Source organism: Serinicoccus sediminis (genome assembly GCF_004153545.1).
GTDB classification, from domain to species: Bacteria; Actinomycetota; Actinomycetes; order Actinomycetales; family Dermatophilaceae; genus Ornithinicoccus; species Ornithinicoccus sediminis_A.
In genome coordinates, this window is sequence record NZ_SDVA01000008.1 from 1 (window position 1) to 19,687 (window position 19,687).

A 19,687-nucleotide genomic window follows, 5' to 3' on the forward strand; every position below is an offset into this window, starting at 1 on the left:
CGCGTCACCGGCGCCGTGGCCCGCGTCCCCCGGGGCGCCCGGCTCGCCGCGGCCCCCGTCTCCGCCGTCGAGCGCTGCGGCGGGGTCCGCCGACGGGGACCCCGGTGCGCGGCCCTCGGACACCCTGGCCGTGGTGCAGGGCCTCCTCGACCGCCGCGCGGCCGCCTGGGAGAGGGGCGACCCGGAGCGGCTGGGAGAGGTGACCGTGCCCGGCTCGGGGGCGGAGGCGCAGGAGCGCTCACTGCTGCGGGCCGCCGCTGTGCAGGGCCTGCGCTATCCGGCCGTGGACTTCGAGGTGAGCGGGGTCGCGGTCGCGGGACGGACCGCGGAGCGGCTGGTCGTCGACGCCACCGTGCTCCGAGCGCCGCTGGAGGTGTGGCGGGGTGAGGAGCTGGTGCACGCCGCGCCGGGGACCGAGGAGCGCGTGCGCCTGGAGCTGGCGGCGCACGAGGGTGGCTGGCGGGTGCGCAGCTGGGAGCTGCTCAGCCCCGAGGTGGGTGCACCACCCACCGGGCCGCCTGCTCCACGTCCGGGTGCGTGAAGACGAAGCCCGACTCCTGCAGGACCCCCGGCACGGCACGGGTCGAGGCGAGGATCTCCGAGGACATCTCGCCGAGCACCAGGCGCAGCGCCCACCCGGGGGCGGGCACGACCGCGGGCCGGTGCAGCTCGTGGGCGATGGCACGGGTGACCTGCTGCTGAGTCGCCGGGGCCGGGGCTCCGAGGTTCACCGGTCCGGTGACGTCGGGACGGTCCAGCAGGTGGACCAGGGCCCGCACCTGGTCGGGCAGGGTGATCCACGGCCACCAGGAGCCCCCGCCGGCCAGCGGTCCGGCCAGCCCCAGGCGGGCCAGGGGCAGGAGCCGGCCCAGGGCGCCGCCGTCGGGCGACAGCACGATGCCGGTGCGGGCGTGGGCCACCGGCAGGCCGGCCTCCTGCGCCGGTGCGGTCGCGGCCTCCCAGTCGCGGCAGAGCTGGGCGAGGAACCCTGCGCCCGAGGAGCTGTCCTCGGTGAGCACCTCGTCGCCCCGGTCCCCGTAGTAGCCCACCGCCGACCCGGAGACCAGGCGCGGCCTCGTCCCGTCGGTCTCGGTGAGCTCGGCGAGGGTCCGGGCGAGGGTCGCGGTGCCGTCCACCCGGGAGGAGACCAGCACGCGCTTGCGCTCGGCGGTCCAGCGCTGGTCGCCGATGCCCGCGCCCGCGAGGTGCACCACCCCGTCGACGCCCTCGAGCGTCCCCGGGTCGAGCCGGTCACCCGGCGACCAGCGGGCCTCCTGCACCCCGTCCGGCAGCGTGTCCGGGCCGGCCGGGTCGCGGCGCACCAGGTGCAGCACCCGGTCGCCGCGGCCGCGCAGCTCGGTGCTCAGCCGCGACCCGATCAGGCCGCTGGCGCCGGTGATCGCGACGAACCGCGGACCGGACGGGGAGGCAGGGAGGCTCACGACGGCTCAGACCTCGAACTTGCCGTCCTGCAGCCGCTCCTTCATCGTCGCGAGGAAGCGGGCCGCGTCGGCACCGTCCACGACCCGGTGGTCGTAGCTGATGGCGAGGTAGACCATGTCGCGGATGGCGATGGTCTCCATGCCGTCCTCGTCGACGACGACGACCGGGCGCTTGACCACCGCGCCCGTGCCGAGGATGCCGACGTTGGGCTGGTTGATGATCGGCGTGTCGAAGAGCGCGCCGCGCGAGCCGGTGTTGGTCAGCGTGAAGGTGCCGCCCGACAGCTCGTCCGGCCCGACCTTGTTGTCCCGGGTCCGCTCGGCCAGGTCGGCGATCTTGCGGGCCAGCCCGGCGATGTTGAGGTCACCGGCGTCCTTGATGACCGGGACGAGCAGGCCGCGCGGCGTGTCCACCGCGACGCCCAGGTGCTCGGCGGCGTGGTAGACGATCGTGTCGTCCTCGACGCTGGCGTTGACGATCGGGTGCTCCTTGAGCGCCTCGATCGCGGCCATGGCGAAGAACGGCATGAACGACAGCTTGGTGCCCTCGCGCTTGAGGAACTCGTCCTTGGCCCGCTTGCGCAGCCGGGAGATCTTGGTGACGTCGACCTCGACGACCGTGGTGAGCTGGGCGCTGGTCTGCAGCGACTCCACCATCCGGGTCGCGATGACCTTGCGCAGCCGCGACATCTTCTCGGTCGTGCCGCGCTTGGCGTCGCTGCCGCCTCCCGCAGCCGCGGCGCCGGAGCCACCCTGGGCGGGGGCCTGCTCGGCCGGGGCCTCCTCGGCGGCCGGCTGCTCCGAGGCCGCCTGCTCGCTCTGCTGCTTCTTGGCCTGCGCGGCGTCCAGCACGTCCTGCTTGCGGACGCGACCGCCGACCCCGGTGCCGCTCAGGGAGGCCAGGTCCACCCCGTGCTGCGCGGCCAGCTTGCGCACCAGCGGGGTGACGTAGGCGCTGACGTCCTGCGACGGCGCCTCGTCGGAGCCGGACCGCTGCTGGCCGTCCGGGGTGCCGTCACCGTCGGCGTCCTTGTGCGAGGTGGTGCCGTTCTCGGCGGAGGTGGTGCCCACGCCGGTCGCGACGCCCGAGTCGTCGGCCTCGGAGGTGCCCGACTTCTCGGCCGACTCCTCGGCGGCCTGCTCGTGCTTGTCCGACTCCTCGGCGAGGTCGTCGGAGGACCCGCCCTCCTCGTCGGAGCCCGAGTCGTCCTGCTGCTGCGCCTCGTCCTTCTCCCCGGTGTCGTCGGACCCCGCGTCGTCGGACCCGGCGTCGTCCTTCTCCTGCGCGTCGGCCCCGGCGGCGTCGTCCTGCTGCTCCTGCCCGCCGTCGGAGGACCCGGAGGACTCGCCGCCGATGACGGCGAGCTCGCCGCCGACCTCGACGGTCTCGTCCTCGGCCGCGAGGATGGAGGTGAGGACGCCCGCCACGGGGGAGGGGATCTCGGTGTCGACCTTGTCGGTGGAGACCTCGAGCAGCGGCTCGTCGACCTCGACGGTGTCACCCTCGGACTTCAGCCAGCGGGTGACCGTGCCCTCGGTCACCGACTCGCCCAGCGCCGGCATCGTCACCGTCTCCCCGCCGGAGGAACCGCCGGACGAGCCGCCGTCGGAGGACCCGCCCTCGGACGTGCCACCCCCGGAGGTGTCGTCGGAGGAGGACCCGTCGTCGGAGGTCTGCTCGTCGGAGGTCTGCTCGTCGTCCCCGCCCTGCTCGTCCTGCTCGGCGTCGTCCTGTGCGGAGCCGTCCTGCTCGTCGTCGGCCTCGGAGGAGCCGCCGTCGTCCCCGGAGCCACCCTCGTCGTCGCCCACGACGCAGAGGTCGGCCCCCACCTCCACGGTGTCGTCCTCCTCGGCGAGGATCTCCTGCAGCACACCGGCGACGGGGGAGGGGATCTCGGTGTCGACCTTGTCGGTCGAGACCTCGAGCAGCGGCTCGTCGACCTCGACGGCGTCACCGACGCTCTTCAGCCAGCGGGTGATGGTCCCCTCGGTGACGGACTCACCGAGGGCGGGCATCGATACACGTTCCGACATGTGTTGACTCTCTCCTCGTCCGGGGCCTGCAGTCTACGGGTGATGCTGCCGCTGGGTCAGGCACGGTGCCACCCAGGGAGGCCGGTCCGTGCGCCATCCTGCCACCTGGCCGAAATGTGGTGGCGACGCCTCCTCGCGCGTGTCAGGGTGGGCGGGTCATGTCCGGCGAGAGTGAGGAGGTGGCCCGATGAGCAACGATCCGGTCACGGAGGACGTCAAGGCCAAGTTCCGAGCGGCCCTGTCGAAGAAGCAGGCCCACGGAGGCACGGACGTCTCTGACCACTCCGAGCACGGCAAGGTCGCGCAGGAGCGCACCGCCAAGACCTCGGGTGCCCAGCAGATGTTCCGCCGCAAGAGCGGCTGACGTCCCACCGACGGACGCGAGGGGCACCACCGCCGTGTGCGGTGGTGCCCCTCGTGCGTCCTGCTCCGGTGCGGGTGGCCTCAGCCCGCGAGCGAGCGGGCCAGCGCCACGAGCGGGCGGACGCCCGCGCCCGTGCCGCCCTTGGGGTGGTAGCCCCAGGCCGCCTTCTCGTTGAACGCCGGACCGGCGATGTCGAGGTGCGCCCACGGGATCGGCCGGGCCTGCTCGCCCTCGCCCCGGGTGCCGACGAACTCCTGCAGGAAGGTGGCGGCCACCATCGCGCCGGCGGAGCGCTCACCGGTGTGCTTGAGGTCGGCGACCGGGGTGTCCAGGGTGGGGCGGATCTCCTCCGGCATCGGGAGCGCCCAGGCGGTGTCGCCGGACTCGGTCCCCAGGCGCACCAGCGTGTCCCGCAGCTCCTCGTCGTTGCCCATGATCCCCATCGTCCGCTCGCCCAGCGCGACTATGCAGGCGCCGGTGAGGGTGGCGACGTCGACGATGGCGTCGGGCTGCTGCTCGGTGGCCAGGGCCAGCCCGTCGGCCATGACGAGGCGGCCCTCGGCGTCGGTGTTGATGATCTCGACCGTGCGGCCGCCGCGCATCGTCACGACGTCGCCCGGACGCTGCGCGAGGTCGCCGGTCATGTTCTCGGCCAGGCACAGGTATGCCGTGACCTGCACCGGGAGCCCCAGCTCGGCGATGGCGAGGGTCGCCGCCGCGCAGGCCGCCGCCCCGCCCATGTCCATCTTCATCGTCACCATCGAGGCGCCCGGCTTGAGGCACAGCCCGCCGGAGTCGAAGGTGATGCCCTTGCCGACCAGGGCGAGGTGCTTGGAGGCGCCCTGCGGGGTGTACCGGAGGGTCACCAGGCGGGGTCCGCGGGCAGAGCCCTGGCCGACCCCGATGATCCCGCCGCAGCCCTCCTCGGCCAGCCGCTGCGGGTCCCAGACCTCGACCTCGACCCCGGCCTCGCCGGCCCGGCGGACGACGTCGTCGGCGAAGCTCTCCGGGAAGAGCAGGTTGGGGGGAGTGTTGACCAGGTCGCGGGCGTAGCAGACCCCCTCGACCAACGCCTCGACCTCGGCCTGGGCCGCGGCGGCCTCCTCGCCGCCCAGCCCGGTCACCGTGGCGTGGGCCAGCGGCGTCTTCGCGCTGCCGGACTTGCCGACCCCGTGCTGCTCGGCATACGTGTAGGCGCCCAGCGCGACCCCCTCCGCGACGGCCACCGTCTGCTGCCGGTCCTGCTGGCCGAGCGCGAAGACCGCCGATCCCCGACCGGCGAGCGCCCGGGCGGCCGCCCCCGCGGCGCGGCGCAGCTGCTCGGTGCGGGGCGCCGGGCCGCGCCCCGCGACGCCGACCACGACGACGAGGGGGGCGTCGATCCCAGCCACTCCGGTGAGCCGGGTGACCTCGTCCGGGCCGCCCTCGGCGCCCAGGGCGACGAGCGCCTCGTGGAGCGCGGCGGCTGCCTCGTCCCCCAGCCCGGAGCCGGGCAGCAGCACCACGGAGCCGTCCTGCTTGGCGGCACCCACCACGAGGGCGTCCGCGGAGACGGTGGTGGGGTCGTCGTCGGTGAAGGTCACGGGCGTGCGCGCAGCCATGAGGCATCCTTTGTCGTCGTGGGTGGGGGTGGTCCGGCTCCGAGACTAGGCCACCCGACCAGCCACTAGGGTGGCTGCCCATGAGCGACTCCGCGACGAAGACGTCCCCCCTGCACGACAAGCACGTCGCCCTGGGCGCGAAGCTGGCCGACTTCGGCGGCTGGTCGATGCCGATCGAGTACCCGGGCGGCGGGGTCGTGGCCGAGCACACGGCGGTGCGCGAGCGGGTGGGCCTCTTCGACGTCTCCCACCTGGGCAACGCGCTGGTCTCCGGGCCGGGCGCCAAGGACTTCCTCAACCGCTGCCTCACCAACGACCTGGACCGCATCGAGCCCGGTCAGGCGCAGTACACCATGTGCTGCGCCGAGGACGGTGGCGTCGTCGACGACATGATCGCCTACCTGCGCTCCGCGGACGAGGTCTTCCTCATCCCCAACGCCGCCAACACCGCGGAGGTCGTCCGGATGCTCCAGCAGGCGTCCGACCGGCCGGAGGGGGTCGTGGTGGAGGACCAGCACGAGGACTACGCCATCCTGGCGCTCCAGGGGCCCCGGGTCGACGAGGTCATGGACGCGGTGGGGCTGCCGACGGGGCACGGCTACATGAGCTTCGTCGAGGCGCGGTGGGGGAAGGTCCCGGTGACGGTGTGCCGGACCGGGTACACCGGCGAGCGCGGCTACGAGCTCGTGTGCGCGGTGGGCGACGCCCCGGCGCTGTGGGACGCCCTCGTGGAGGCCATGGACCCGGTCGGCGGCCTGGCCTGCGGCCTGGGTGCCCGGGACACGCTGCGCACCGAGATGGGCTACGCGCTGCACGGCAACGAGCTGTCCCGCGAGATCACCCCGGTGATGGGCCGGACCGGGTGGGCCGTGGGGTGGGGCAAGCCGCAGTTCTGGGGCCGGGAGGCCCTGGTCGCGCAGAAGGAGGCCAAGGAGTCCCGGCTCTCCGGTGGGCTGGTGGTCACCGGTCGCGGGATCCCGCGGGCCGGCTGCCAGGTCCGGGACCGGGAGGGTCAGGAGGTCGGCACCGTCACCTCCGGCACCTTCAGCCCGACCCGCCGCCAGGGCGTCGCGCTGGCGCTGCTGGACCGCGGGGTGCAGCAGGGTGACCCGCTCGTCGTGGACGTCCGTGGCCGGGAGGTGCCGGTCGAGGTGTCGCGGCCGCCGTTCGTCACCGGGGGCGCCGCCGACTGAGGACGGTGCCCGGCAGGCCCGGCGACGGGCCCGTCAGCGCCGGTGCAGCTCGGCGCCGCGGGGCACGGCCGGGCGTGGGATCCGGCTGCGCCGCATCTGGAAGGCGCGCAGCACGACGTACCACGCCGAGCCGCGTCCCGGCTCGTGGCCGAAGGTCGTGGTGAAGCTCTTCCTGGTGCGCCGCCACAGCAACCAGCAGTCGACGATGCCCCCGAGCATGAGGGCGTAGGCGACGAGGAAGGTGCCGCCGGTCGCCCAGTCGAAGGGCAGCAGCGAGATCGCCAGCACGAGGATCATCGCCGGCAGCAGGATCTCGCCGACGTTCCAGCGCACGTCGACGGCGTCGCGCAGGTAGCGCCGCTCGGGCCCCTTGTCGCGGGCGGGGAGGTACTTCTCCTCACCCTCCAGCATGGCCTCCCGGACCCGGGCGCGCTCGGCCCGGACCTTGGCCTTCTGGTCGGCCGACATCGCCTTGCGGTCGACCACGAGGGGGCGCCGGTTGGCCCGCTCGGCGTCGCGGCGCCGGGGCGTGGGGCGGCCCTTGCCCGCGGGGCGGGCGGGGTCGGTCACGGGGTCGGCGGCCACCGGTTCCGGGGCCACCTCGGTCGACTTCTTCCCGAACAGCACGGGGGCCAGTCTACTGGTCCCCCCGCGCCCTCCCGGTCCTCGTGACTACCCTGGCCGGGTGATCTCCCCCAGCGACGACGACCGGCCGACGACGAGCGGGACGGACGCCCGGGCGGCCGAGCTGGCCGCGCGGGTCCGTGACCTGATGCCCGGGGTGCGGTCGGACCTCGAGGCCCTGACCCGCATCCCCTCCGTCTCCCTCGACTCCTTCGACCAGCGGCACGTCGACGACAGCGCGGCGGCCACGGCCGACCTGCTGCGGGCCGAGGGGCTCGACGTGCGGGTCGTCCGCGAGGGCGGCCGCCCGGCGGTGATCGGTCACCTGCCGGCGCCGGAGGGCGCCCCGACCGTCCTGCTCTACGCGCACCACGACGTGCAGCCCCCCGGCGACGACGCCGACTGGGACACCCCGGTCTTCACCCCGACCCAGGTCGGCGACCGGCTCTACGCCCGTGGGGTCGCCGACGACAAGGCCGGCGTCATGGCGCACGTCGCCGCGCTCCGCGCCCACGCGGGCCGGCCCCCGGTCGGGGTCACGGTCTTCGTCGAGGGCGAGGAGGAGGTCGGCTCGGACTCCCTGCCCCAGATCCTGGAGGCGCACGGTGCGGAGCTGGAGTGCGACGCCATCGTGCTCGCCGACTCGCACAACTGGAAGATCGGCGTGCCCGCGCTGACCACCACCCTGCGCGGCATGGTGCGGGTGGTCGTCGAGGTCCGGGCCCTGGAGCACGGGCTGCACAGCGGTCTCTACGGCGGCGTCGTGCCGGACGGCCTCACCGCCCTGTGCCGGCTGCTCGCGACGCTGCACGACGAGCACGGCGACGTCGCGGTACCGGGTCTGCGCTCGTCCGAGGCGGCCGACCTGGACTTCTCCGAGGAGGACCTGCGGGCCGACGCCGGGCTGCCGGCCGGGGTCCGGCCCATCGGCACCGGGTCGCTGCTGTCCCGGATGTGGACCAAGCCCTCCATGACCGTCATCGGCATCGACGCGCCCGCGGTCGACGCCGCGGCCAACCTGCTGACGCCGGTCGGGCGGGCCAAGCTGTCCATGCGCATCCACCCCGAGGAGGACCCGGCGGTCGCCGCCGACGCGCTCACCCGTCACCTGCGGGAGCACGCACCCTGGGGGTGCGAGGTCGACGTGACCGTGGTCGACGACGGGCGCGGTTTCGCCGCGGACGCGCAGGGTCCGGTCTACGACGCGGCCCGGGCCGCCTTCCGCGACGCCTGGGGCGGGGTCGACCCGGTGGACATCGGGGTCGGGGGCTCGATCCCCTTCGTCGCGGCCTTCGCCGAACGCTTCCCGGACGCCGCCATCCTCGTCACCGGCGTGGAGGACCCGGACACCCGGGCGCACGCGGCGAACGAGAGCCTGCACCTCGGCGAGTTCGAGCGGGTATGCCTGGCGGAGGCCCTCCTGCTGGACCGGCTGCCGGGTGGGAGGCATCATGGGGAGCATGAGTGACGATTCAACTACCCAGGACCAGGGGTCGTCGGGCTACGTGAGCTCCGAGGGCAGCTTCGAGCGCAAGAGCCACTACATCCCCGACCGCATCACCCGCGACGGCCGGGACGGCTTCCCCGTCGAGCCCGGGCGGTACCGCCTCGCCGTCTCCCGGGCCTGCCCGTGGGCGCACCGGATGGTCCTCACCCGGCACCTGCTGGGTCTGGAGGACGTCATCAGCATGGCGGTCGCCGGCCCGGTGCACGACGAGGACTCCTGGACCTTCGACCTCGACCCCGGCGGCGTCGACCCGGTGCTCGGCATACCCCGCCTCAAGGACGCCTACGACGCCCGCCCGGAGGGCTACCCCGACTCCGGCATCACCGTCCCCGCCTTCGTGGACACGACGACCGGCCGGGTCGTGACCAACGACTTCCACCAGATGGTCAAGGACCTCGTCACCGAGTGGGGCGACCACCACGCCCCCGACGCGCCGGACCTGTGGCCCGAGCACCTGAGGGACGAGATCGAGGAGGTCTCCGACCTCGTCTACGCCGACGTCAACAACGGGGTCTACCGGTGCGGCTTCGCCGGCACCCAGGAGGCCTACGACGAGGCCTTCGAGCAGCTGTTCTCCCGCCTCGACTGGCTCTCCGAGCGGCTCGAGGGCCAGCGGTACCTCGTCGGTGACCAGCTGACCCTGGCGGACGTGCGCCTCTGGCCGACCCTGGTGCGCTTCGACGCGGCCTATCACGGCCACTTCAAGTGCAACCGGCACAAGCTCACCGAGATGCCCGTCCTCTGGGCTTACGCCCGCGACCTGTGGCAGACGTGGGACTTCGGCTCGACGACGAACCTCGAGCACGTCAAGGCGCACTACTACGCCACCCACCGCGACATCAACCCGACGGGCGTCGTGCCGCTGGGCCCGGACACCAGCGGCTGGACCACGCCGCACGGCCGCGAGTCGCTCGCCTGAGCACCGGACCACCCGCGCCGCGAGGGCGGCGCGGGTGGCTACCATCACACGTCGTGACCACCGAGCCCCAGCCGATCCTGCCCCACGACGCCGACGACAGCGAGGCGCTGTCCGACTCCACCTCCGAGGCCTCGCTGCGCCGCAGCGTGGCCCGCAGCGAGCAGATCTGGGGCGACCTCGGGCAGCACCCCGGCCGCTACCGGATGCTCACCGGTGACCGCCCGACCGGCCACCTCCACCTCGGTCACTACTTCGGGAGCCTGCGCAACCGGGTGGCGCTGCAGGACCAGGGCGTGGACACGTGGGTGCTCATCGCCGACTACCAGGTCATTACCGACCGGGACACCGTCGACTCGATCCAGGAGCGCGTGTTCTCGCTGCTCACGGACTACCTGGCCGTCGGCATCGACCCCTCCCGCACCACGGTCTTCGCCCACTCGCAGGTGCCGGCGCTCAACCAGCTGCTGCTGCCCTTCCTGTCCCTGGTGACCGACTCCGAGCTGCGGCGCAACCCGACGGTCAAGGCGGAGCAGGAGGCCACCGGGGGCCGCCCCATGACCGGGCTCATGCTGACCTACCCGGTGCACCAGGCCGCCGACATCCTCTTCTGCAAGGCCAACGTCGTCCCGGTCGGCAAGGACCAGCTGCCGCACCTGGAGCAGACCCGGGTCGTGGCCCGTCGCTTCGACGAGCGCTACGGCAGGGCGGGGGACGGCAGCCTCCCGGTCTTCCCCGCCCCCGACGCCCTGCTCTCCGAGGTGCCGAACCTGCTCGGCACCGACGGGCAGAAGATGAGCAAGTCCCGCGGCAACGTCATCGAGCTGCGGATGAGCGCGGACGAGACCGCTCGGGCCATCAAGAGGGCCGTCACCGACGCCGACCGGCACATCACCTACGACCCGGTCGGCCGGCCCGAGGTGTCCAACCTCGTGCTGCTGGCCTCGCTGACGACCGGGCGCGAGCCGCAGGCGGTCGCCGACGAGATCGGGGACGGGGGGTCCGGCACCCTCAAGCGGGTGGTCACCGAGGCCGTCAACGAGCACCTCGCGCCGCTGCGGGCCCGGCGGGCCGAGCTGGAGGCCGACCCCGCCGAGCTGCGGCGGGTGCTGGCCCTCGGCAACGCGCACGCCAACGAGGTGGCCGAGGCGACGCTGGCCGAGGTGCGCGAGGCCATGCAGATGGTCTACTCCTGACCCGCGACGGAGAGGCAGCGATGGTGCACGCGCCACGGGTCGTGGTCGTCGTCGACCGTTCCGGCGACCGGCTGCCGCCCGGCACCGAGGAGACCGTCGCGCAGGGGTGGCGGACCGCGGCCCCCCACGCGCAGGTCGAGACGCACCTCCTGCACGACGGCGGGGCCGGGTTCGCGGCCGTGGTGGCCGAGCGAGCGGCGTCCGCCGGGGCTCCGGTGGCGACCCACCCCGTCCTCGTGCCCGACCCGACCGGGCGCGAGGTGCCCGCCGCGGTCACCGTCGTGGGCGAGGGTGCCGGGGCCACGGCAGACCTCGACACCGCGCAGGTGGTCGGCCGGCACCTGGTGGACGCCGCCCGGCTCGCCGACCCGGGCGGTCTCAGCAGCGCCGGGGTCGGCATCCTGCTGCGCCGCGCCCGTGGTCTGGGCGCGCGACGGGTGGTCGTGGGCGCCGGCCCCGCGGCCGCCCACGACGGCGGCCGGGGTCTGCTCGCCGCGCTCGGCGCCGGGCCGGACCTCGAGCACCTGGCCGCGGTGCGCGAGGAGTGGGCCGACGTCGCCCTGGTGCTCGCGACGACGAGCGAGGCCTCGCTGCTCGGCTTCCACGGCGCCAGCGCCTCCCTGGGCGAGCTCGGGGTCGCCCCGACCGTCACCCAGCGGCTGGAGACCGAGCTCGGGATGCTCAGCGACCGCGTCAACGCCCTGCTGCCGCCGCCGCGAGACCTGCTGACCGGGCTGCCCCGACGGCCCGAGCGCTCACCCGGGTCGGGGGTGGCCGGGGGCATCGGGTTCGCCCTGCAGCTGCTCGGCGCCCGCACCGACACCGGGCCCCGGCTGCTCCTCGAGGAGCTCGGGGTCGGCCCCCGGCTGCCCGGCGGGCTCGTCGTCCTCGTCACGGACACCTACGACTGGACGACCATCCACGCCGGGGTGGTCCCGGACGCGGCCCGGGCGGCCTCCGAGGCCGCCTCGCCCACCGTCGTCCTCGCCCGCGAGGTGGCCGTGGGCCGCCGGGAGGGGATGTCCCTGGGCGTGAGCGGCTCCTACGGGCTGCGGGCGGGGGAGGAGCTGGCGGACCTCGCCGCCCGGGTGGCCCGTACGTGGACCCCGACCCCGCCCCGACCCCGGTGACGTACCCTGGCGAGGACGGGAACAGGACGACCCCAGGGCGACGTTCCCCGTGCACGACTTCCCCTCACGAGAGGACTCTCAGCGCATGACCGACACCCAGACGACCAAGAGCCACGGCGTCACCCTCAGCGACGTCGCGGCGGGCAAGGTCAAGAGCCTGCTCGAGCAGGAGGGACGTGACGACCTGCGCCTACGCATCGGGGTGCAGCCGGGTGGCTGCTCCGGGCTCATCTACCAGCTCTACTTCGACGAGCGCACCCTCGACGGCGACCTCGTCGCCGACTTCGACGGGGTCGAGGTGGTCGTGGACCGGATGAGCGCCCCCTACCTCGACGGCGCCTCCATCGACTTCGCCGACACCATCGAGAAGCAGGGCTTCACCATCGACAACCCCAACGCCGGGAGCTCCTGCGCCTGCGGGGACAGCTTCAGCTGAGACCGGCGCCCGGATGGTCCCGCAGGAGCCGCCGTCCACCCCGTGGGAGCTCACCACGGACGGCGCCCTCCCCGGGGAGGACCTCGTCGGGATCGGTGCCGACCTGGAGCCGGGCACGATCCTGGCCGCCTACCGTTCCGGGCTCTTCCCCATGGGCCTCGGGGACGGCGGCGCACCACCCATCGGGTGGTGGTCGCCCGACCCGCGGGGGGTCCTGCTCCCTGGCGACCTGCACCTGAGCCGCTCCGCGCGTCGGTCCACCCGCGCCCTGCGGACCACGGTCGACCAGGCCTTCGCCGCCGTCGTCGAGGGCTGCGCCGACCCGGGCCGGGACGGCGGCTGGATCACCAGGGAGATCGCCGACGCCTACCTGGCCCTGCACGAGCTGGGCTGGGCGCACTCGGTGGAGGTGTGGCGCGAGGACGAGCTGGTGGGCGGGGTCTACGGCCTGGCGGTGGGGCGCCTCTTCGCCGGCGAGTCCATGTTCCACCGGGCACCTGACGCCTCCAAGGCCGCGCTGGCCGAGCTGGTCTCGGTGCTCTCCGAGGACGGGGAGCCCTGGCTGCTCGACGTGCAGTGGCAGACCCCCCACCTTCGCTCGCTGGGAGTGCGCACGGTGGGGCGCGTCGGCTACCTCCGGCTGCTGCGCGAACGGGTGGCGCAGGACCTCCCCAGCCGCTGGCGCGGCATACCCCCCGGTGGCCGCACCTCGCCCGACGCGTGAGGGTAGAGTGAGGCGCGTGAAGCCAGCCGTCCCAGCATCAAGAGGTGGATCCGTGCCGCGTGAACGAGGAGGGGCCGCGGTCGGTCCCCGTGGGCGCCGGGCCGTGGCCCTGGTGGCCGCCGGCGCGGGCGCGCTGGCCCTGTCAGGGTGCGGCGAGGCCGTCACCCGGGGCTTCCTCCCCGAGCCCGCGACCGAGGTGGGGCCGGAGGTCATCGGCTTCTGGAACGCCACCTGGATCGCCGCCCTGGCCGTGGGTGCCCTGGTCTGCTTCCTCGTCCTCTGGGCGGTCTTCGCCTACCGGCGCCGCGCCCAGGACGAGGTCCCCGTGCAGTTCCGCTACCACGTGCCGTTCGAGATCCTCTACACCGTCGTCCCCATCCTCATGGTCGCGGCGATGTTCGGGCAGACGGTCAACGTGCAGAACGCCCTGCTCGACACCGAGCAGGAGCCGGACGTCACCGTCAACGTCGTCGGCAAGAAGTGGAGCTGGGACTTCAACTACGTCGACGAGCAGGTCTACGTCAGCGGACAGCAGGCCCGCGACCTCAACGAGGGTGCGGAGGGGCTGCCGGAGACCCTGCCCCGCCTGGTGCTGCCCGTCGACAGCCGGGTCGAGTTCGTCCTCACCTCGCGCGACGTCATCCACTCCTTCTGGGTGGTGAACTTCCTGCAGAAGCTCGACATGGTCCCGGGGCGGGTCAACATCTTCCAGGTGACGACGACCGAGGAGGGCACCTTCGCCGGCAAGTGCGCCGAGCTGTGCGGCGCCTACCACTCGGAGATGCTCTTCGAGGTCGACGTCGTCTCCCAGGAGGAGTACGACGCCTTCATCGCCGACCTCGAGGAGTCGGGGAACACCGGGCAGCTGGGGACGGAGCTGGACCAGTACGAGCTGATGCCCGACCAGCGCGCCAAGCTGCCTGAGGGAATGAGGAACTGATGGCCATCACCACGGACCGTCCGCAGGTCGGCGCGCCCACGACGGGTCGGCCGGCGCCGTCCATGCCCCAGCGCAGCTCGTTCGTGCGCAACGCCGTCAAGGTCCTCACGACCACCGACCACAAGGTCATCGGCAACCTCTACTTCGTCGCCACCATGGTGTGGTTCATCATCGGCGGGCTCATGGCGCTGCTCATCCGGGCCGAGCTGTTCGTGCCCGGGCTGCAGGTCGTGGACAACCCGGAGATCTACAACCAGCTGTTCACGATGCACGGCACGGTCATGCTGCTGATGTTCGCGACCCCGCTGTTCGCCGGCTTCGCGAACGCGCTCGTCCCGCTGCAGATCGGTTCGCCCGACGTGGCGTTCCCCCGGCTCAACATGCTCGCCTTCTGGATGTTCCTCTTCGGCAGCCTCATCGCGGTCGGCGGGTTCCTCACGCCCAGCGGCGCCGCGAGCTTCGGCTGGTTCGCCTACCAGCCGCTCGCCGGGCCCACGCACAGCCCCGGCCTGGGCGGTGACCTGTGGGTCATCGGCCTGGCGGTCAGCGGCTTCGCGACGATCTTCGGTGCGGTCAACTTCATCACCACCATCCTGTGCATGCGCGCCCCGGGCATGACGATGTTCCGGATGCCGATCTTCACGTGGACGGTGCTCGTCACCTCGATCCTCGTGCTCGTGGCCTTCCCGGTCCTGGCCGCCGCGTTCTTCGGGATGGCGGTCGACCGGATCTTCGGGTGGCACATCTTCGACCCCGAGCACGGCGGGGCGATGCTCTGGCAGCACCTGTTCTGGTTCTTCGGCCACCCCGAGGTCTACATCATCGCGCTGCCCTTCTTCGGCATCATCTCCGAGGTCATCCCGGTCTTCTCCCGCAAGCCGCTGTTCGGCTACAAGACCTTGGTGATGGCGACGATGGCGATCGCCGCGCTCTCGGTGTCGGTGTGGGCGCACCACATGTACGCCACCGGCGCCATCCTGCTCGAGTTCTTCACCATCATGACCATGCTCATCGCGGTCCCCACCGGCGTGAAGTTCTTCAACTGGATCGGCACCATGTGGAAGGGCTCCATCAAGATGGACACGCCCATGCTGTGGGCGGTCGGCTTCCTCATCACCTTCCTCTTCGGTGGCCTCACCGGCATCATCCTGGCCAGCCCGGCCCTGGACTTCCACGTCTCCGACACCTACTTCGTGGTCGCGCACTTCCACTACGTCGTGTTCGGCACCGTGGTGTTTGCGATGTTCGCCGGCTACTACTTCTGGTGGCCGAAGTTCACCGGCCACATGCTGGACGAGCGGCTCGGCAAGGTCCACTTCTGGATGCTCTTCCTGGGCTTCCACGGCACCTTCCTCATCCAGCACTGGCTGGGCGTCCAGGGCATGCCGCGGCGCTACGCGGACTACCTGCCGGAGGACGGCTTCACCTGGATGAACCAGCTGTCGACGGTCTCCTCGTTCCTGCTGGCCGCCTCGATGCTCCCCTTCTTCTACGCCGTCTGGAAGAGCTACAAGACGCCCAAGGTCGAGGTCGACGACCCCTGGGGCTGGGGCATGTCCCTGGAGTGGGCCACGTCCTGCCCGCCGCCGCGGCACAACTTCGACTCGCTGCCGAGGATCCGCTCGGAACGGGCGGCGTTCGACCTGCACCACCCGGAGATCGGCACCCTGGAGTCGCCGGAGCCGGACAAGGGTGTCGCCGAGCAGCTGCTCGGCGGCCCGGACACCGACCCGGACGGGCGCAACGGCACCGACCGCGGCGGATACACCGGAAGTGAGCGCGGCTGATGCGGGCAGAGGTCAAGGTCTTCGGCGTGCTGGTGCCGTTCTTCGCGCTGGCCACGGTGCTCTACGCGTGGTTCACCACCCCCAAGGAGTGGGTCGGCATCATCGGGCTGATGCTCACGATGCTGTTCTCCGCGTTCATCGCGTTCTACCTCTGGGTCACCGGACGCAAGACCGACGCCCGCCCGGAGGACGACCTGCAGGGCGAGATCGCCGACCTGTCCGGGGACTACGGGCACTTCGCGCCCTACTCCTGGTGGCCCCTGTGGCTGGGGCTGTCGGTCGCCGCGGTGGCGCTGGGGCTGGCCGTCGGGTGGTGGCTGCTCATCTGCGCCGTCCCCTTCCTGCTCATCTCCCTCCTCGGCTGGACCTTCGAGTTCTTCCGGGGCGAGAAGGCGGTCTAGACGCCCCGACGGGGCACACGTGCGAGGAGCGGGCGGCCGGTGGCCGCCCGCTCCTGCGTCGTGGTCTGCCCTGGTCCCAGGGCACCAGCGGTCTCAGGGCACCAGCAGCAGCTTCCCGGCCGTCCCGCCGGCCTCGAGGTCCTCGTGCGCCTGCCGGGCCTCGGCCAGGGGGTAGCGCGCCGAGATGCGCACGTCGAGCTCGCCGGCGGCGACGAGGTGGAGCAGGTCGTCCGCGCGGGCGGTGAGCTCGGCGCGGTCGGCGACGTAGTGGGCCAGGCTGGGCCGGGTGAGGAACAGCGAGCCACGCTGGTTGAGGACCTGGGGGTCGACGGGCGGGACCGGCCCGCTCGCGGCGCCGAACAGCACCATCATGCCGCGCGGGCGCAGCAGCTCCAGGCCGGCCTCGAAGGTGTCCCGGCCCACCCCGTCGTAGACCACGTGCACGCCCTCCCCGCCGGTGACCTCGCGGACGCGCTCGACCAGGTCCTCCTCGCGGTACAGCACCACCTCATCGGCTCCGGCGTCCCGGGCCAGCTCCGCCTTCGGCGTGGTGCCCACCGTGCCGACGACCCGGACCCCCGCCCGGGAGAGCAGCTGGGTCAGCAGCAGGCCGACGCCGCCGGCGGCGGCGGTCACCAAGGCGGTCTGCCCGGGGGAGGCCGGGAAGGTGCTGCGGGCGAGGTAGTGGGCGGTCAGCCCCTGCAGCATGACGGCGGCAGCGGTCTCCAGCTCCACCTCGGCGGGCACCAGCACGAGCCGGTCGGCGGCCACCACGGCCTCGTCAGTGTACCCGGTGCCCGGGGACATGGCCCACGCCACCCGGTCGCCCTCGGCGACGCCGGTGACCTCGGTGCCGACCGAGCGCACGGTCCCCGCCCCCTCGCTGCCCACGACGAACGGGGTGGGCAGGGGGTAGGCGCCGGAGCGGTGGTAGACGTCGATGAAGTTCACCCCGGACGCGGCGACGTCCACCAGGACCTCACCCGGGCCGGGCTCAGGGGTGGGGCGGTCGACGAGGGTGAGGGCCTGCGGCCCTCCGGTCTGTTCCACGATGATGGCGCGCATGCCGCGACGCTATCGCGCGTCGCTCAGCCGGTCGCGGTGACCCACCGTCGCAGCACCCGGGCCGCGGCGCCGCTGTCGAGCGCCTCGGCGGCTTGTCCGACGCCAGCGCGGACGACGTCGTGCACCTCGTCCTCGGTGCGGGGGTGCGCGGACGACTCGCCGGCGTGCACCAGCGCCAGCGCGAGCCCCGCGTTGAGGAGCACCGCGTCGCGCACGGCGCCGGACTGCCCGGAGAACAGGTCCCGCGCGACCTGCGCGTTGTGCTCGGCGTCGTCGCCGCGTAGCTCCTCCAGCGGGTGCAGGGGGAGGCCCAGGCGTCGCGGGTCGAGGGTATGGGCGTGCACCTGCCCCGCCGCGTCCGCCCACCACAGCGAGCTCGTCGTCGCCGTGGTGATCTCGTCCAGCCCGTCGTCGCCCCGGAAGACGACCGCCGGGCTGCCCCGACCGGCGAAGACCTGCGCCATGAGCGGCGCCATCCGGGCGTCCGCGCAGCCGACGGCGGCGTAGCGGGGCTGCGCCGGGTTGGTCAGCGGCCCGAGGAAGTTGAACGCGGTCCCGATCCCGAGCTCGCGGCGCACCGACCCGGCATACCTCATGGAGGGGTGGAAGGTGAGGGCGAAGCAGAACGTGATGCCCGCGTCGAGGGCGACCTGGCGGACCCGCTCGGGGGACAGGTCCAGGCGGACTCCGAGCGCCTCGAGCATGTCGGCGGACCCGGACCGGCTCGAGGCGGCGCGGTTGCCGTGCTTGACCACCGTCGCCCCGGCCGCGGCCATGACCACCGCGGACATGGTGGAGATGTTGACGGTCATCGCGCGGTCCCCGCCGGTCCCGACGATGTCGACCGTGGGGCCCGGCACCTCGAACCGGTGCGCGTGCTCGAGCATCGTGGCCGACAGCCCCGCCATCTCCTGGGCGGTCTCGCCCTTGGTGCGCAGCGCGGCGAGGAACCCGCCGAGCTGGGCGTCGCTGGCCGCCCCGGTCATCACCTGGTCCATGACCCAGGAGGTGGTGCCGCTGGACAGGTCCTCGCCCCGCGTCACCGAGCTGAGCACGTCGGCCCAGGTGATGTCGCGTCCCCCCGCGCCGTGCCCGTCGCTGCGGCCGGCGCCGTCGGTCACCGGCGGGCCAGGTCCGCGACGGCCGCGGTCAGGCGCGCCTCGTCGAGGGGCCGGGACAGCACCGCGTCGGCCTGCGACCAGGTCGCGAGCCAGCCGTCGCCGGGCCGACCGGTGAGCACGAGGACCGGCGGGCAGTCGAACAGCTCGTTCTTGAGCTGTCGGCACACCCCCATCCCGCCGTAGGGTCGCGACTCGCCGTCCAGGATGAGCAGGTCGTAGTCGCCGTCGCGCGCCTCGATGAGCGCCACCTCGGGGGTGGCGCACTCCATCCAGCGGGTGATGACCACGTCGTCGGCGGGCCGGTCCCCGACCCCGACGCGCACGGCGTCCCGGACCGACCGGTCGTCGCTGTAGAGCAGGACCGAGACGGAGGCCGTGGTGACGTCGGTGGAGGCGGAGGGGACCGCGGGAGTGCTCATGCGGGCGATCCTACCGAGGCGCTCCGGTCGGTGGAAGCGCGGGAGCGACCGCGGCGGGGTGGCCGCGCGGGCTGTGCCCCGATGGGCCTAAGATGGGCGTGTGGCGACATCTGCAGCAACCCTGAGCGAGGCTGACCGGTTCCACGCGACCGCGCACGGACCGGCCACCCGGCCCAACATGGTCGCCGTCGGCACCATGGTCTGGCTCGGCAGCGAGATCATGTTCTTCGCGGGACTGTTCGCGATGTACTTCACGATCCGCTCCGTGTCGCCTGACCTGTGGGCCGAGCGCACCGAGTACCTCGACGTCACCTTCGCCTCCATCAACACGATGATCCTGGTGATCTCGTCGGTGTGGTGCCAGCTCGGCGTGTGGCAGGCCGAGCGCGGCATCCCGCACCGCACCGGAAGCCTGCTCAACGTCAAGAGCTGGGGCATGCGCGAGTGGTACACCCTGACGTACCTCTTCGGGGCGACCTTCATCGCCGGCCAGGTCTGGGAGTACGCCACCCTCACCATGGAGGGGCTCACGCCCACCGCAGACCCCTACGGCTCGGTCTTCTACATCACGACCGGCTTCCACGGGTTGCACGTGACGGGCGGACTCATCGCCTTCCTGCTCATCATCGGGCGCAGCTTCACCGCCAAGCGCTACACCCACGCCCAGGCGACCGGTGCCGTGGTCACCTCCTACTACTGGCACTTCGTCGACGTCGTCTGGATCGCCCTCTTCGCGGTCATCTACCTCCTGCAATGAGCCGCACCCCCTCCCGTCCCGCCGCCTCCG

20 protein-coding genes are annotated in these 19,687 nt (G+C 73.0%); 13 read left to right on the forward strand and 7 right to left on the reverse strand.

All coding sequences use genetic code 11. The annotated features are described in order from the left end of the window. Window positions 1-133 precede the first annotated feature (133 nt). Window positions 134-541, forward strand: a complete 408-nt coding sequence (locus EUS26_RS08870; RefSeq protein WP_130013262.1) for a hypothetical protein — start codon at window positions 134-136, stop codon at window positions 539-541. On the opposite strand, the gene EUS26_RS08875 is transcribed toward EUS26_RS08870, so the two are convergent. Together EUS26_RS08875 and sucB are read right to left on the reverse strand one after the other, a co-directional pair. Then, a complete protein-coding gene (locus EUS26_RS08875) occupies window positions 483-1,442 on the reverse strand; it encodes a TIGR01777 family oxidoreductase (protein ID WP_130013264.1) in 960 nt (319 codons plus the stop codon). The genes EUS26_RS08870 and EUS26_RS08875 overlap by 59 nt on opposite strands. A gap of 6 nt (window positions 1,443-1,448) precedes the next feature. After that, on the reverse strand, window positions 1,449-3,476 hold the full coding sequence (gene sucB, locus EUS26_RS08880; protein ID WP_130013266.1) for a 2-oxoglutarate dehydrogenase, E2 component, dihydrolipoamide succinyltransferase: 2,028 nt from the start codon (window positions 3,474-3,476) through the stop codon (window positions 1,449-1,451). Window positions 3,477-3,663: 187 nt separating this feature from the next. On the opposite strand from sucB, the gene EUS26_RS16925 reads away from it, so the two are divergent. After that, complete coding sequence (locus tag EUS26_RS16925; protein ID WP_165368561.1) at window positions 3,664-3,840, forward strand: DUF5302 domain-containing protein; 177 nt, start codon at window positions 3,664-3,666, stop codon at window positions 3,838-3,840. Between the two features lie 80 nt (window positions 3,841-3,920). Here EUS26_RS16925 and EUS26_RS08885 read toward each other — a convergent pair whose 3' ends face one another. Beyond that, window positions 3,921-5,441: a leucyl aminopeptidase gene (locus tag EUS26_RS08885; RefSeq protein ID WP_130013268.1), complete on the reverse strand. Its 1,521-nt coding sequence runs from the start codon at window positions 5,439-5,441 to the stop codon at window positions 3,921-3,923. Window positions 5,442-5,521: 80 nt separating this feature from the next. On the opposite strand from EUS26_RS08885, the gene gcvT reads away from it, so the two are divergent. Continuing rightward, complete coding sequence (gcvT, locus tag EUS26_RS08890) at window positions 5,522-6,634, forward strand: glycine cleavage system aminomethyltransferase GcvT (RefSeq protein WP_130013270.1); 1,113 nt, start codon at window positions 5,522-5,524, stop codon at window positions 6,632-6,634. 33 nt (window positions 6,635-6,667) lie between these two features. Here gcvT and EUS26_RS08895 read toward each other — a convergent pair whose 3' ends face one another. Next, window positions 6,668-7,261, reverse strand: a complete 594-nt coding sequence (locus EUS26_RS08895; protein WP_130013272.1) for a DUF3043 domain-containing protein — start codon at window positions 7,259-7,261, stop codon at window positions 6,668-6,670. Window positions 7,262-7,322: 61 nt separating this feature from the next. Between EUS26_RS08895 and EUS26_RS08900 the strand changes: the two genes are divergently transcribed. From EUS26_RS08900 to EUS26_RS08940, 9 genes are all read left to right on the forward strand, one after another. Continuing rightward, entirely contained in the window at window positions 7,323-8,726 is a 1,404-nt protein-coding gene (locus tag EUS26_RS08900; RefSeq protein WP_130013545.1) for a dipeptidase, read from the forward strand. Then, on the forward strand, window positions 8,719-9,684 hold the full coding sequence (locus EUS26_RS08905) for a glutathione S-transferase family protein (protein ID WP_238148882.1): 966 nt from the start codon (window positions 8,719-8,721) through the stop codon (window positions 9,682-9,684). Before EUS26_RS08900 ends, EUS26_RS08905 begins: the two co-directional genes overlap by 8 nt. Before the next feature lie 53 nt (window positions 9,685-9,737). Further along, complete coding sequence (trpS, locus tag EUS26_RS08910; RefSeq protein ID WP_475297232.1) at window positions 9,738-10,877, forward strand: tryptophan--tRNA ligase; 1,140 nt, start codon at window positions 9,738-9,740, stop codon at window positions 10,875-10,877. 20 nt (window positions 10,878-10,897) lie between these two features. Continuing rightward, entirely contained in the window at window positions 10,898-12,007 is a 1,110-nt protein-coding gene (locus EUS26_RS08915) for a glycerate kinase (RefSeq protein ID WP_130013274.1), read from the forward strand. Window positions 12,008-12,092: 85 nt separating this feature from the next. Beyond that, on the forward strand, window positions 12,093-12,443 hold the full coding sequence (locus EUS26_RS08920) for a HesB/IscA family protein (RefSeq protein WP_130013276.1): 351 nt from the start codon (window positions 12,093-12,095) through the stop codon (window positions 12,441-12,443). A 13-nt stretch (window positions 12,444-12,456) separates the two neighbouring features. Then, on the forward strand, window positions 12,457-13,167 hold the full coding sequence (gene aat, locus EUS26_RS08925; RefSeq protein ID WP_130013278.1) for a leucyl/phenylalanyl-tRNA--protein transferase: 711 nt from the start codon (window positions 12,457-12,459) through the stop codon (window positions 13,165-13,167). 52 nt (window positions 13,168-13,219) lie between these two features. Then, window positions 13,220-14,107, forward strand: a complete 888-nt coding sequence (gene ctaC / locus EUS26_RS08930) for an aa3-type cytochrome oxidase subunit II (protein ID WP_130013280.1) — start codon at window positions 13,220-13,222, stop codon at window positions 14,105-14,107. After that, window positions 14,107-15,894 (forward strand): aa3-type cytochrome oxidase subunit I, encoded by a 1,788-nt coding sequence (ctaD, locus tag EUS26_RS08935; protein WP_130013282.1) that lies wholly within the window; start codon window positions 14,107-14,109, stop codon window positions 15,892-15,894. The genes ctaC and ctaD overlap by 1 nt, the downstream gene beginning before the upstream one ends. After that, complete coding sequence (locus tag EUS26_RS08940) at window positions 15,894-16,295, forward strand: cytochrome c oxidase subunit 4 (protein ID WP_130013284.1); 402 nt, start codon at window positions 15,894-15,896, stop codon at window positions 16,293-16,295. The genes ctaD and EUS26_RS08940 overlap by 1 nt, the downstream gene beginning before the upstream one ends. 93 nt (window positions 16,296-16,388) lie before the next feature. Here the strand turns inward: EUS26_RS08940 and EUS26_RS08945 are convergent, their stop codons facing one another. Genes EUS26_RS08945 through EUS26_RS08955 form a run of 3 tightly spaced genes read right to left on the reverse strand, consistent with a single transcriptional unit; the run spans window position 16,389 to window position 18,900 of the window. Beyond that, window positions 16,389-17,360 (reverse strand): quinone oxidoreductase family protein, encoded by a 972-nt coding sequence (locus EUS26_RS08945; RefSeq protein WP_130013296.1) that lies wholly within the window; start codon window positions 17,358-17,360, stop codon window positions 16,389-16,391. A gap of 23 nt (window positions 17,361-17,383) precedes the next feature. Beyond that, window positions 17,384-18,481 carry an anthranilate phosphoribosyltransferase gene (trpD, locus tag EUS26_RS08950; protein WP_130013298.1) on the reverse strand — a complete coding sequence of 366 codons (1,098 nt, stop codon included), beginning with the start codon at window positions 18,479-18,481 and terminating at the stop codon, window positions 17,384-17,386. After that, a complete protein-coding gene (locus EUS26_RS08955) occupies window positions 18,478-18,900 on the reverse strand; it encodes a response regulator transcription factor (protein ID WP_130013300.1) in 423 nt (140 codons plus the stop codon). Before EUS26_RS08955 ends, trpD begins: the two co-directional genes overlap by 4 nt. A gap of 178 nt (window positions 18,901-19,078) precedes the next feature. Between EUS26_RS08955 and ctaE the strand changes: the two genes are divergently transcribed. Beyond that, the gene (gene ctaE, locus EUS26_RS08960; protein WP_202865104.1) at window positions 19,079-19,657 is read left to right on the forward strand and encodes an aa3-type cytochrome oxidase subunit III; all 579 of its coding nucleotides are present in this window, start codon (window positions 19,079-19,081) and stop codon (window positions 19,655-19,657) included. Window positions 19,658-19,687 lie beyond the last annotated feature (30 nt).